A 12,372-nucleotide genomic window follows, 5' to 3' on the forward strand; every position below is an offset into this window, starting at 1 on the left:
CTATTGTTGTACGATTTGCAGGCATTTCTTCCAGCGGCGGATTATGCCTGAATATGTCGCTTGCGGATGAAGCCCCGAGTGCCGGGACAACAACTATAAGAACGCTCAAGAGACCGACGGCATGACCCCTTTCGACGAATACCATCAGCGGCAGATCGCCGAAGCCATTGCCCGTGCCGAACGGCGTACCGATGCCGAACTGGTGACGGTGCTGGCCCGGCGTGCCGACGATTACGCCTATTGGCCGTTGTTCTGGGCTGCCGTGCTGGCACTGGCCGTGCCGGGGCTGTTGCACTGGTTGCTGGGCTGGCCGGGCGAGCGAGGCTTGCTGGTGGCCAATGTGCTGCTGTTTGTCGGCTTGTGCCTGCTGCTGCGCAACCCGCGCCTGGCCGGCTGGCTGATCCCCCGCGGCCTGCGCCGCTGGCGTGCCCGGCGCCTGGCCCGGCAGCAGTTTCGCGAGCAGAACTTACAGCGTACTGCTGGCGCCACGGGCGTGCTGATCTTTGTCAGCGAGGCGGAGCGGCATGTGGAGATCCTGGTCGACCACGGTATCGAGCACTGCCTGGACAGCACCGCCCGCGCGGCCATCGTCGCCCGCTTTGCCGAGCAGGTGCGTCAAGGCCGGACCTTGCAGGGCTTTGTCGAGTGCATCGAGGCCTGCGGCGAGCTGCTGAGCGAGCATGTGCCGCCGACTCATGCGCGCAACGAGCTGCCCAACCGCTTGGTGATTCTCGATTGAGTCGGAAGCCGGCAGCATAGGGTGTAGAATGCGCTTCCCGCTATTCGAGGCACCGTTTCTCCATGTCCGCCAGTACTGCTGTTCCCTCCGCGCCAGATGCGCGCGCCCAGTTTCTCGACCTGCTGAACGCTGCCTTGGACGGCAACACGTTGGTCAAGCTGGTGCTGGCGCGCCATGTCGGTGCCGACCAGACCTTGCAACGGATCATTGCCAAGCCATTGCAGGTCAAGGGGCAGCCGTGCCTGTCGCTGGTCTATCGCCACCAGACCCGCGACATCACCCGCAACCTGCCGCTCGATCAGGCCCAGACGCTGGTCGCCGAGCTGCTGTCGGACAGCTTCCGCAATGCCCATCTGTTCGACGCTGACGGTGAAGTGCAACTGACGTTCAGCAAGAAGGGCAAGCCGATGCTCCAGCGTCACGGCGCACAAGCACCGCGCGAAGCCGCTACGGGCAGCGGCCATGACCGCGAGAAAAAGCGCTACCTGGAGCTGTCGCGGCCGTTCCTGCGCGACCTGGGTGTGACCGACGCACAAGGCGCGTTGATCCCGTCCATGTCGCGCAAGTGGAAGCAGATCAACAAGTTCATCGAGGTCTTCGACCACGCCCTGGCCAGCGCGCCGGTGCCGGCGCAGCAGGCGCTGCGGGTCGCCGACTTCGGTTCGGGCAAGGGTTACCTGACCTTCGCCATGCATGACTACCTGCGCAACAGTCTGGGCCGCGATGCACAGGTGACTGGCGTGGAGTTGCGCCAGGACATGGTCGACCTGTGCAACGCCGCCGCCTCGCGCCTTGAGCACTCAGGGCTGGAGTTCCAGTGTGGTGACGTACGCAGCGTAGTGCCTGCGGCCATCGAGGTGATGATCGCCCTGCATGCCTGCGACATCGCCACCGACTACGCCATTCACACCGGCATCCGCTGCAACGCCGCGATCATCATGTGCTCGCCGTGCTGCCACAAACAGATCCGCCCGCAACTGCACAGCCCAGGGCTGCTGCAACCGATGCTGCAGTATGGCCTGCACCTGGGCCAGCAGGCCGAAATGCTCACCGACAGCCTGCGCGCGCTGTACCTGGAAGCCTGCGGTTACGAAACCAAAGTGTTCGAGTTCATCTCGCTGGAGCACACCAACAAGAACAAGATGATTCTTGCGGTGAAGCGGCGGCAGGCGGTGGACAACGGCGCATTGCTGGAGAAAATCGCCCAGCTCAAGGCGTTCTACGGGGTGCAGGAGCATTGCCTGGAGACGTTGTTGCGGGCGGATGGGTTGCTTTGACGGTCGCTGCATGTAACGGCTGGTCTGCTCGAAACGCGCTTTGGGTAGGAGTCCCAAATACATGTAGGGGAATTCCCATTTACGCTTCGCGGCGAGTTCTTGCATTTACCTTTCTGTAGTGTGGCGTGAATGCTTGTCACGCGGCCAGGTTGTCATTTGACAACTACAAGGTAGCCGGCCCACACTGGAGAAAGCTGATGGCACGCCCCAGCCACGCCAAGAAAGAGGTCGAGCAGGACTTGAGGCACGCAGAATCACAGGGATGGGAAATCGTAGTAGGTGGTGGGCACTGTTGGGGAAAGATGTATTGCCCTGTCAATGATGCCGATTGCCGATGTGGGGAATACTGCATTGTCAGCGTATGGAGTTCGCCGAAGAGTGCTGGCAATTTTGCTCGACAGCTAAGGCGTGTGGTCGACAACTGTTCGGGCAGCAGGAAAGCCGCTGACGCGCCGAATGCTGGTAAGGAGTAATCGCAATGGAGTACGAGTTCACCCTGAAGTATCAATTGAGCGAGAACGAAGATATCGATGCATTATTAGAGCGTCTGGCTGAAGGCGGATGTGATGATGCGTTGGTTGGCGTAGGTCAGCCGGGTCGAATGGCACTGGCATTCATCCGCGAATCCACTTCCGCGAAACAGGCTGTCGAGAGCGCGCTTCATGACGTTGTCAGGGTTGTTCCGACGGCTCGCCTCATCGAAGCGACCCCCGACCTAGTAGGGCTTACCGATGTGGCTGAGATTATCGGCGTGTCTCGGCAAAACATGCGGAAATTGATGCTGGCGCATTCAATGAGTTTCCCTGCACCTGTTCACGACGGCAGCACTTCCCTTTGGCACCTTGCCGACATTTTGCTCTGGTTGCAGGAGCGAGGCAGCTATTCGATTGCTCAGGGCACATTGGAACTGGCTCGCACAGCGATGGCTGTCAATGTTTCAAGTTCATACAAACGTGTCTTCGGCGAGCCTGGATTCACCCATTGAGTTCAAGCTTCACGTCCACTTCATCTACGGGTTAGTGGTGCCTCGATAGCTAACGCCGCCAGCCCCAACGGATGCGTGCTGGCATCGAAGAAGTGCAGCATCGTCCCCGGCAAATCGCCGAACCGATCAACAAAATGCTGCTTCTGGTTGATCACCGAAGCCTCGCTCACCGGCCGGATGGCAATCGATAGCTGTTTCGGTCGAGCCTGGCGAATGGCTTCGAGCAGGTGTTGGTCGCTGCTGTCCAGATGCTGCCCGAACAGGCATAGCCCCTGGCTTTCCCGTGCCAGCTCCCCCAGGCACCAGCTGAGGTAGTCCGAGTGGCGGATGGCGCGCAGTTTTTCGTCGCTGCGGTCTTCGTTGACGAACAGTGGCACTTCACCCGGGATGTTCACGGCAAACCCATCGAGCAGTTCGGCACTTTCGGCGCTGCGTTGGCGGGTGGTGCCGTCGGGCAGCTTGAGCAGGTGCAGGCCGCCATGCAAGTGCAGCACTCGGGTGCCTTCGCTGTGGGTACGGCGCACGTCGAAGTAACCTTGCTCGTCGAACAGTTCGGCGAAGCCCTGCGGGGCATGTTGCACGGCCCATGGCAGCAGCAGGTCGTAGTTGCTGGTGTAGATGCTGCGGTAGCCGCGCAGGGCCTGATTGATCGCGGCCAGGGTGATGGCAGGCATCAGTGGCCAGGGCAGGTGCACAGTGCGCACGGCGTGGATCAGCGCTTCCTTGATCGAGTAGTAGCGGTTCAGCGGCGCGGTGGAGTTGATGGCCAGTGCCGCGTTGGTGCGTACGGTGGTGTTGAGGGCACTGAGTACCGGCTCGAACAGTTCCGTGCCCAAGGACTTGAACAGCGCCTGGTCACTGATGGCCAGGCCTTTCTTGCGGCCGGCGCGTTGCGCTTGCTCGAACAGCGAGAAGTAGCCGAACGGTTTCCACACTGCGCGGCTGGCGCCGTTGCCCAGCAGCAGGGCGTCGCAGGGGTGGCGGGCGGCGAGTGCTGGCCAGGAGGTGAGGGTGGCGTCGAGTGCGGGCATACTGGGGTCCGTTGGGTGGAGCGGGAAGCGGGGGCGACTTTAGCATGTCGTGCGAGATGAACGAGGGGGCCAGGCAGGGCTCTTTCAGTGGGCAAGGGCTTTGAGCACATGATCGGGATCATTACGTATTGCGCGCAGTAGTGCCTTGGCTGGCCCGGTAGGTTCTCGTCGCCCTTGTTCCCAGTTCCTTAACGTTGCAACCTGAACATCGATCATTTCGGCAAAGCGTGCTTGTGTGAGCCCTGTTGCCATGCGGATGTTACGCACCTGAAGCGCATCGATTTCGAATTCGCGAGATGGCAAGCATCTGCCTTGAACGATTTCGTCCATCTGATGAACACTCTCCAACAGCTCGTCAAAAAAACGGTTCATGCATGCCTCCAGCGTTCAATGATGGACTTCAGCGCCTTGCGCTGTTCGGTGGAGAGGTCGGCCTGCTCGTTTTTGCAGTAGATGTAGAGCATGGCTATCTGTGAGCTGGGTAGGAAGTGGTAGTAGATGACCCTGGCACCGCCGCGTTTTCCGTGACCCTTTGCGGCGACCGGCCATTTTTCAGACCAGGACAGCGAGGCTAGCGAATCTGCTCGCAAATAGCCGATCATCCCTTTCTGAGTGCCACGTAGTCCTTGTCTTTGAAGACGCTGAAGCGGCGGCGACATTGCTCCCTTCAGCCTTGTTCAGCCGTTTGCACACTTCGATTTCTGTTGCGCCAAACCCGATAGGCGCGGATCCCTGCCCGCACCGAGCCGAACAGCAGCTTGTCTTCCATCTCTCGCGCCATCCCCGAGCGCACCAGCATGCGCAGGAAGGTACCCCGTGCGCGCGCGATGGCGAAGAAGATGCCTTGTGCCGCCAAGGTGTCGCGCACTTCGCGCAGGGCGGCGATGCCGCTGACATCGATGCTGGTCACCGCTTCGGCATCGAACAGCACGGCTTTTGGCAGGTTTTGGCTTTGCACGGCTTCCAGCAGGCGCATCTTGAAGTAGTCGGCGTTGAAGAACAGGATGGCGTCGTCGAAACGGTACACCACCAGGCCAGGTACGGTGCGCGCGTCCTTGAACTTGCGGATGTCGACCTGGCCTTCTGTGCCCGGCAGCCAGCCCAGCACGGCATCGGTGGGCTGATAGATGCTGTAGAGCAGGCGCAGGATTGCCAGGGTCACGGCGAACACGATGCCGGGCAGCACGCCCAGGCCCAGCACGCCCGCCGTGGTCAGCAGGCACAACCAGAACTCGAAGCGGCTAAGGCGGCGGATGCGCCCCAGCGACTTGATGTCGATCAGCCCCCAGCCGGCCATCAACAGCACGGCGCCCAGCGCCGCCTGCGGGATCCACGCCATAGGCGCGGTGAAGAACAGCAGGATCAGGGCGATCACCAGCGCAGCGATGATACCCACCAGCTGGCTTTTGCCACCGACCATGTCGTTGACCGCCGTGCGCGAGTCGGCACCGCTGATGGCAAAGCCCTGGGAAACCCCGGCGGCCAGGTTGCTCACGCCCAGGGCGACGAATTCGTGGTTGGCGTTGATGGCATAGCCATGCCGGGCGGCAAAGCTGCGCGCGGTGAGCATGGCGCTGCAGAAGCTGACGGTGGCGATACCCAGGGCGTCGCGCAACAGGCTCTTCATTTCCGCCAGGTTGCTGTGCGGCCAGGCCAGTTGCGGGATACCGGCAGGTACCGGGCCGAGGATGGCAACGCCGAAGCGATCAAGGCCGAACAGGCCGACCAGCAGCATGAACAGCGCCACCACCGTAAGGGCTGCGGGCAGGCGCGGGTAGCGCCGTGGCAGCCAGATCAGCAGGCCCAGGGCGGCCAGGCCGATGATCAATGTTACCCAGTGGATTTCGCCCAGGCGCTGGACGAAGTTGATCAGGCTGAGGATGAAACCATCGCCCTCGATCTTGAAGCCCACCACCTTGGACAGTTGCCCGGCGATCAGGCTCAGGCCGATACCGTTGAGGTAGCCGATCAGGATTGGCCGCGAGAAGAAGCTGGCGATGAACCCGGCCCGCGCCAGGCCGGCGGCGATCAGCATCACCCCGACCAGCACGGTGACGATCACCGACAGCTCGACAATGCGCTGCGGGTCGCCCATGGCCAGCGGCGCAACGGCGCCGGCAATCATCGCGCAGGTAGCGGCGTCGGGGCCGACCATCAGTTGGCGCGAGCTGCCGATCAGGGCGTAGACCATCATCGGCAGTACGCAGGCGTACAGGCCATATTGTGGCGGCAGGCCGACGATCTGCGCGTAGGCGATGGCGATGGGGATTTGAATGGCCGCAACCGAGAGCCCGGCCTGGATGTCGGCGTGGAGCCATTCGCGGCGGTAGTGCAGCAGGTTGGCAAGGCCCGGTAGCCAGCGGGAGAGAAACATGCGTCGTCCTTTCGAAATGCTTCACGTAACCATCTACGCATTGAAGCGGATCGGCAGGCAGTTGGCCATGGGCCAGATCAAACTGGGAGGGTAGAAACGAAAAAAGGAGCCAAGGCTCCTTTTGACTGCGATGACGTTACTGGAACGCCATGCGGGAATGCGATGTGGAGCGGGTAGAGGGAATCGAACCCTCAACTAAAGCTTGGGAAGCTTTCGTTTTGCCACTAAACTATACCCGCATCTGAGCTCGACTTTTTACCAGAACCCTCAACGAATTAGAAGCCCAAGTTATAAAAAAGCTTGTCGGCGCCCCATGGCTTGCGGGTATCAGCTACAGGACGCCGAGCTGCTCAGATGGCCAATGCATGCTGCCCCTGTTGAACAGGCTGGTAACGTTGACGGGCTTCACGCACGGCTGGTTTGAGGAACCCCAGCATGACACTACGGGTGTCTTCGCAGGCGGCCTTGGTTTCCATATCCAGGAAGTGGCCCGCGTCGCGGATCACGCTGAACTGGCTGCGGCCCACATGCTTGCTGAACTGCCGCGCATCTTCGACCGTGGTGTACTCGTCGCGGTCGCCGTTGATGAACAGCACCGGAATGTCGATATTGCGCGCGCCATCCAGCGCACGTTCCAGGTCGTGATGCAGCACCTCGTTGATGTGGAAGTGCATCTGCGCGTACTCGTGGCTGTCCAGGCTGCTCACATGGCGGTAGTTGAAGCGCTTGAACAGTGACGGCAGGTGCTTGCCGATGGTGTCGTTGACCAGGTTGCCGACCTGATAACGGTCGCAGGCGGCCAGGTACTGGCAGCCACGGTCCAGGTAGTCGCGCATCGGCTCGTTGATCACCGGCGAGAACGAACTCACCACTGCCTTCTTCACGCACCGCGGCTGGTGCGCCAGCGCCAGCAGCGTGCTTGCGCCGCCCCACGAGAAAGACATCACGTGGTCTGCCTGGAAGTGCTCGATCAGCTCAAGGAGGATATGCGCCTCGGTCTCCTTGCTGATCAGCCGTTCCTGACGGTTGTGCGGCTTGGACTTGCCGGCATACGGCTGGTCGAACAGCACTACGTTGAACTGCGGGTGCAGGTTACGTACCGTTTGGGCGAACGAGGCCGTGGTGGCCAGCGAACCGTTGATCAAGATGATCGTGTTCTCGGCCGCATCCGCGCGATAGAACTCCGTGTAAACCCGATACTGACCTTGGATATCAAGTACAGCGATTTCTGGCCTCATGTCATCGACTCCTGGCGCAAAAAGGGTATTCGCGTCACCTAGGGTGCACGTTCTTTATGACAGGTAGGCATTTGCCTGAAGAGAAACCGGGGGGCCCTGTGTCGATCCTTGGCACGTGCGTCGACGGTATTGTTTTTGGCGGGCAATTCGCCGTGCCCCAAGGCATCGAGGCCCTGGGTGGCCGGCAAAAGGTGTCTTCGACTGCGGGCGTGACTTGGTAGTCACATGCAGACTGACGATTTGGATTCAAGCAGTGGGGCTGGGATCCTGCAAGTGCCGTTCGGGAGAATTTGTGACTTTTGTCGCTGAGCGGTCGTATGACGACTCCGCACCGTCTGTTCCGGCCTCTTCGCGGGTAAACCCGCTCCCACAGGTATTGCACTGTACCCAGTGACAGTGGACCTCCTGTGGGAGCGGGTTTACCCGCGAAGAGGCCAGAACAGGCAGCCTAGACAGTGGCTATTTCATCAGCCGTCAGTTCACGAAACTCCCCGGGCGCCAAATCTGGGTCCAGACAGATTGCGCCCATGCTCTCCCGATGCAACCCCACCACCTTGTTGTCGAAGAACCCGAACATGCGCTTGACCTGGTGATAACGCCCTTCGACGATCGCCAGTCGGGCCTGGCGCGGGCCAAGGATGTCCAACTGGGCGGGCAGGGTGGTGAGGTCTTCGAAGGCGAAGTAGAAGCCCTCACGGAACTTGGCTTCATAATGCTCGCCAATCTCGTCCTCGGTTTCCACCAGGTAGTGCTTGGGCAGCTTGGTGGCTGGCTGGGTCAGGCGCCGCGACCACTGGCCATCGTTGGTCAGGATCATCAGGCCGGTGGTGTTGAAGTCCAGGCGCCCGGCGATGTGCAGGTCGTCACGCAACGCCGCGGGCAGCAGGTCGAGCACGGTTGGGTGTTGCGGGTCATGGGTGGCGCTGACGCAGCCAGTGGGCTTGTGCAGCATCAGGTAGCGGGCCGGGCGCCCGGCCTGCAGCAGTTGCTCGTCCAGCTCCACGCGGCTGAACTCACGCACTTCGGCAAGCGGGTCGCTGACGACCTGGCCGTCCACCCGCACGCGGCGTTGCGCCAGCATCAGGCGGGCTTGCTGACGGTTGTGGCTGGGCAGGTTGGCAAGGAATCGGTCGAGGCGCATCGAAGCCGCTCAGTGGGGCGTGGTTGATTGGAGTTGTTCTTCAACGGCAGCGCAGCGCGGGCACAGGCAGGCTTTGTCACGCAGCTCGGCCGGCAAGGCCTGGAGCACCGCAGGATCGATACTGACGCTGTAGCACCAGCAGGCTTGCGTGGCGCGGCGCGGGTCGGCCAGGCTGCAGTGGTTGAGGGCACCGCAAGCGGGGCAGTGTTGGCTTTCATTCATGGCGGGTTTCACTGCAGACACGGTTGCGGCCGGCCTGCTTGGCACGATAAAGCGCGCGGTCGGCGCGGGTCAGCAGGGCGTGCAGGGTATCACCCGGTTGCAGGCTGCTCAGGCCGATGCTGGTGGTCAGGCGCAACGGCTGGTCGTCGTAGCTGAAGGTCAGCTGTTCGGTGCGCCGGCGGATTTTTTCCGCCACCTCGATGGCCTGACGGCCTTCGGCTTCACGCAGCAACACGATGAATTCCTCTCCGCCCCAGCGGCACAGTATATCCGACTGGCGCAGGCTGCCTTGCAGCACATTGGCGAATTGGCGCAGCACTTCGTCGCCTGCCAGGTGGCCGTGGGCGTCGTTCAGCGCCTTGAAGTGGTCCAGGTCGATCAGCAAGGCCACCAGTGGGCCGCTGTCGCGTTGGGCTTCGTGCAGCGCCTGGGCCGCAAGCAGGTCGAAGCTGCGCCGGTTGGGCAGGCCGGTGAGGCTGTCGAGAGTGGCCAGGGCTTCGGTGCTGGCCTGATGACGGCGGACCATGGCATGCACCAACGCCAGCACCACCAGGGTGATCATGGTGCAGATCGCCAGGTTCAGGTACAGGGAGTGGCGAATGCGGTCGAGGGCGCCGGTTTCGCGCTTGTCCACCAGCAGGTACCAGTCCAGTTCGGGCAGGTGCCGCACGTTGAGGAAGTGGCTGTGGTTTTCGCTGTCACGGTACTCGTGGCTGCCTTCGCCTGGCACCCGTTGCTCGGCCAGCACCTCGTTCAATTCGGGGTTGTCGCGCAAAGGCTGACCAACCCGCAAGCCATGCGGGCCACCTTCGGAACCGGTCAGCAGCACCTTGCCATTGGCATCGGTGAACAGCACCGCGCGTTGGTAGCGGCGTTGATACTGGTCGATCAGCTTGACCACCGACGACACGCTCAGCCCTACCCCGGCAGCGCCGATGAAGCGCTGCTGATAGTCATGCACCTGGTAGTTGATGAACACGGTCAAGCTGTCGTGGTTGGCCATGTCCAGGTCGACGTTGATCTCGTAGGGGGCCTTGAGCTGACGCAGACGGAAATACCAGGCATCGCGCCAGTTGCCTGGCTCAACCTGTTTGAGTACGCCTTTGGCCTGGTAGTAGGTCAGCGTGCGGTCGGACACGAAAAATGAAGTGAAGGTGTCCTGCTTGCCCATGACTTCGCCCAGGTAGCGGGTCATGCGCCCGGTATCCTGCTCGCCGGACAGCACCCAGTCGCGCAGGAAGGTGTCCTGGGCCATCATCGAGGCGATCAGCACGGGGCGAATCAGGTCTTTCTGGATTTCCGAGTAGACCGTGTCGGAGGTCAGCGGCAATTCGGTATTGACGATGCCGTCGCGGATGGCGCTGCGCGAGGCGAAGTAGCTGAGCAGTGAAGTGGCGAGGAAGCCGCAGGCCAGTAGCAGCAACAGCGCAAAGATCAGCGAGCGCTGCGAGAACAGAGCGGAACGTAATGGCATGATCTTCCCATGATGTGTGCCCAGCCGCCCATTCTAGTGAGATGACCGGCAAATAACTGCAAGTTTTTCAGGGTTATTGCACCTGTATCAAATTGTTGCAGAAATGGCACTGCACCTTGGCGCCACTGTCTTATTCAGTGTCGATGAACGCTTTCTGCATCGATGCTCGCCAGCGCCGCTGTTCGGGCACTTCAGCGGTCCAGGAGGCCGCCATGTCCTATCGAATTCTGTTGATCGCCCTGCTGGGGCTGATGACTTCCGCCTGCGCGCCGTACTACGAGAGCGGGGGCTATTACCGTTCGGATTACTACTCCACCGATCGCTATGTGGCGCCGGGGTATTACCGCTATGACCGCTACTACGTAGCGCCACAACCACGCTATTACTACCAGCCGGCACCGCGTTACTACTACCACCCGGCGCCGTATTACCGGCCTCAACCGCAACCTGGGATGAACCGGTGGCACGGCAACCCGCGCTATGACTACGGCAACCGCCAGCGTAATGACTATGGGCGTGACCGGGACCGCCATGACTATCGCGATGGCAGCCAGCGTTACCAGCGTGGCGACTGGCATTCCAACGGGCAGGGCAATGGCGGCGGGCGTTGGGATGGCCGGCGTGGTCAGGGGCAAGGGCAAGGGGGCAACTGGCAGCGTTAGTTGAGCTGAATGCCGGGGCGCTTGGCGCCCCGGATTCTTGAAACTAACCCAGATCCGCCAACGGGTGCCGTCCCTCCCACGCCTTGGCAAAATGCGCCTCGACCACCGCCGCGGGCACCTGTGCCACATCCGGCCAGTGCCAGCGCGGCTGGTTGTCCTTGTCCAGCAGACGTGCGCGCACGCCTTCGCTGAATTCAGGATGGCGGCAGCAGTTCAGGCTCATGCTGTATTCCATCTGGAACACTTGCGCCAACGACAGGTACCGCGCCCGGCGGATCTGCTCCCAGACCAGATGCGCCGTCAGTGGGCAGCCTTCGTGCAGCCGTTGCCCGGCATCTGCCAGCAAGGGGTCGTCATGCTGCTTGAGCCTTTCCAGCGCGCGCCAGGCCGAGGCTGCATCGGCCACGTCGAGCAACTGATCGATCACCTGCCGTCGCGGCAGCCATTGGGCCTCGGGCAGTTCGGCGCAGGCCCGATGCTGTTCGGCCTTGAGCAGGCTGTTCAGTTGCACGCCAGTTTGTTCTTGCCAGTTCAGTTGCAGCAACTCCTCGATCAAGGCTTCCTGCTGATGCTCACCCAGAAAGCGGTCGGCCAGCCCCAGGTCAAGGGCGTCGCGAGCGTTGATCGGTGCACCGGTCAGGCCGAGGAACAAACCCAGCTTGCCCGGCAGCCTGGCCAGGAACCAGCTGGCGCCCACGTCAGGGTACAAGCCGATGCTGATTTCCGGCATGGCCAGGCGGCTGCTGGGCGTGACGATGCGTACATTGGCGCCTTGCAGCAGCCCCATGCCGCCGCCCAGCACATGCCCATGGCCCCAGCACAGCAAGGGTTTGGGGTAGGTGTGCAGGGCAAAGTCCAGGCGGTATTCGGCAGCGAAGAAGGTGGCCGCCAGCGGCGGCACACTGCCGGGATGGTCACGGCAGGCTTGCACCAGCGCCCGTACATCGCCACCCGCGCAAAAGGCTTTGGCACCGTTGCCGCGCAGCAGCACGCAGACGACGCCCGGGTCGCGGGCCCAGGCATGCAGTTGTTCGCCCAGCACCTCGATCATTGGCAGGTTCAGGGCATTGAGCGCCTTGGGCGCATCCAGGGTGGCGATGCCGATGCGGGCGCCATCGGCGCCGGTGAGTACCTCGCAATGAATGGCCATGGACTACCTCTCGCAAGTCATCGCTCAAGTATGGCTTGCCTGGCCGATCATGCCGGTCGTCGGTCGGATCGTTTGACAA

General features: G+C 61.8%; 14 protein-coding genes and 1 tRNA gene. 5 read left to right on the forward strand and 10 right to left on the reverse strand.

Annotated features, from left to right (window positions below; genetic code table 11):
- Positions 1 to 121: 121 nt before the first annotated feature.
- The 4 genes from ACNFBR_RS12215 to ACNFBR_RS12230 all read left to right on the forward strand — a co-directional run bounded on the left by ACNFBR_RS12215 (position 122) and on the right by ACNFBR_RS12230 (position 3,001).
- Complete coding sequence (locus ACNFBR_RS12215) at positions 122 to 739, forward strand: TPM domain-containing protein (protein ID WP_416735137.1); 618 nt, start codon at positions 122 to 124, stop codon at positions 737 to 739.
- A 62-nt stretch (positions 740 to 801) separates the two neighbouring features.
- On the forward strand, positions 802 to 2,016 hold the full coding sequence (locus ACNFBR_RS12220; protein WP_416735138.1) for a class I SAM-dependent methyltransferase: 1,215 nt from the start codon (positions 802 to 804) through the stop codon (positions 2,014 to 2,016).
- Positions 2,017 to 2,213: 197 nt separating this feature from the next.
- Positions 2,214 to 2,489 (forward strand): hypothetical protein, encoded by a 276-nt coding sequence (locus tag ACNFBR_RS12225; RefSeq protein ID WP_416735139.1) that lies wholly within the window; start codon positions 2,214 to 2,216, stop codon positions 2,487 to 2,489.
- A gap of 5 nt (positions 2,490 to 2,494) precedes the next feature.
- Positions 2,495 to 3,001: a helix-turn-helix transcriptional regulator gene (locus ACNFBR_RS12230; protein ID WP_416735140.1), complete on the forward strand. Its 507-nt coding sequence runs from the start codon at positions 2,495 to 2,497 to the stop codon at positions 2,999 to 3,001.
- Positions 3,002 to 3,021: 20 nt separating this feature from the next.
- Here ACNFBR_RS12230 and ACNFBR_RS12235 read toward each other — a convergent pair whose 3' ends face one another.
- The 9 genes from ACNFBR_RS12235 to ACNFBR_RS12275 all read right to left on the reverse strand — a co-directional run bounded on the left by ACNFBR_RS12235 (position 3,022) and on the right by ACNFBR_RS12275 (position 10,481).
- Positions 3,022 to 4,032 carry a DUF4917 family protein gene (locus ACNFBR_RS12235; RefSeq protein ID WP_416735141.1) on the reverse strand — a complete coding sequence of 337 codons (1,011 nt, stop codon included), beginning with the start codon at positions 4,030 to 4,032 and terminating at the stop codon, positions 3,022 to 3,024.
- Positions 4,033 to 4,116: 84 nt separating this feature from the next.
- On the reverse strand, positions 4,117 to 4,404 hold the full coding sequence (locus ACNFBR_RS12240; RefSeq protein ID WP_416735142.1) for a helix-turn-helix domain-containing protein: 288 nt from the start codon (positions 4,402 to 4,404) through the stop codon (positions 4,117 to 4,119).
- A complete protein-coding gene (locus ACNFBR_RS12245; protein WP_416735256.1) occupies positions 4,401 to 4,634 on the reverse strand; it encodes a type II toxin-antitoxin system RelE/ParE family toxin in 234 nt (77 codons plus the stop codon). The genes ACNFBR_RS12240 and ACNFBR_RS12245 overlap by 4 nt, the downstream gene beginning before the upstream one ends.
- Before the next feature lie 65 nt (positions 4,635 to 4,699).
- Complete coding sequence (locus ACNFBR_RS12250) at positions 4,700 to 6,406, reverse strand: SulP family inorganic anion transporter (RefSeq protein WP_416735143.1); 1,707 nt, start codon at positions 6,404 to 6,406, stop codon at positions 4,700 to 4,702.
- A gap of 165 nt (positions 6,407 to 6,571) precedes the next feature.
- Positions 6,572 to 6,645: transfer RNA gene (locus ACNFBR_RS12255), tRNA-Gly, on the reverse strand.
- A gap of 111 nt (positions 6,646 to 6,756) precedes the next feature.
- Entirely contained in the window at positions 6,757 to 7,644 is an 888-nt protein-coding gene (phaG, locus tag ACNFBR_RS12260; RefSeq protein WP_416735144.1) for a (R)-3-hydroxydecanoyl-ACP:CoA transacylase, read from the reverse strand.
- 448 nt (positions 7,645 to 8,092) lie between these two features.
- On the reverse strand, positions 8,093 to 8,785 hold the full coding sequence (locus ACNFBR_RS12265) for a pseudouridine synthase (RefSeq protein WP_416735145.1): 693 nt from the start codon (positions 8,783 to 8,785) through the stop codon (positions 8,093 to 8,095).
- A 9-nt stretch (positions 8,786 to 8,794) separates the two neighbouring features.
- A complete protein-coding gene (locus tag ACNFBR_RS12270) occupies positions 8,795 to 9,007 on the reverse strand; it encodes a cysteine-rich CWC family protein (protein ID WP_416735146.1) in 213 nt (70 codons plus the stop codon).
- Positions 9,000 to 10,481 carry a diguanylate cyclase gene (locus ACNFBR_RS12275; RefSeq protein ID WP_416735147.1) on the reverse strand — a complete coding sequence of 494 codons (1,482 nt, stop codon included), beginning with the start codon at positions 10,479 to 10,481 and terminating at the stop codon, positions 9,000 to 9,002. The genes ACNFBR_RS12270 and ACNFBR_RS12275 overlap by 8 nt, the downstream gene beginning before the upstream one ends.
- Positions 10,482 to 10,693: 212 nt before the next feature.
- On the opposite strand from ACNFBR_RS12275, the gene ACNFBR_RS12280 reads away from it, so the two are divergent.
- Positions 10,694 to 11,143, forward strand: a complete 450-nt coding sequence (locus tag ACNFBR_RS12280; RefSeq protein WP_416735148.1) for a hypothetical protein — start codon at positions 10,694 to 10,696, stop codon at positions 11,141 to 11,143.
- A 43-nt stretch (positions 11,144 to 11,186) separates the two neighbouring features.
- Here the strand turns inward: ACNFBR_RS12280 and ACNFBR_RS12285 are convergent, their stop codons facing one another.
- Positions 11,187 to 12,293, reverse strand: a complete 1,107-nt coding sequence (locus ACNFBR_RS12285; RefSeq protein WP_416735149.1) for an enoyl-CoA hydratase/isomerase family protein — start codon at positions 12,291 to 12,293, stop codon at positions 11,187 to 11,189.
- Between the last annotated feature and the right edge of the window lie 79 nt (positions 12,294 to 12,372).

This window comes from Pseudomonas sp. NY11955 (assembly GCF_048068035.1).
Taxonomy (GTDB): Bacteria; Pseudomonadota; Gammaproteobacteria; order Pseudomonadales; family Pseudomonadaceae; genus Aquipseudomonas.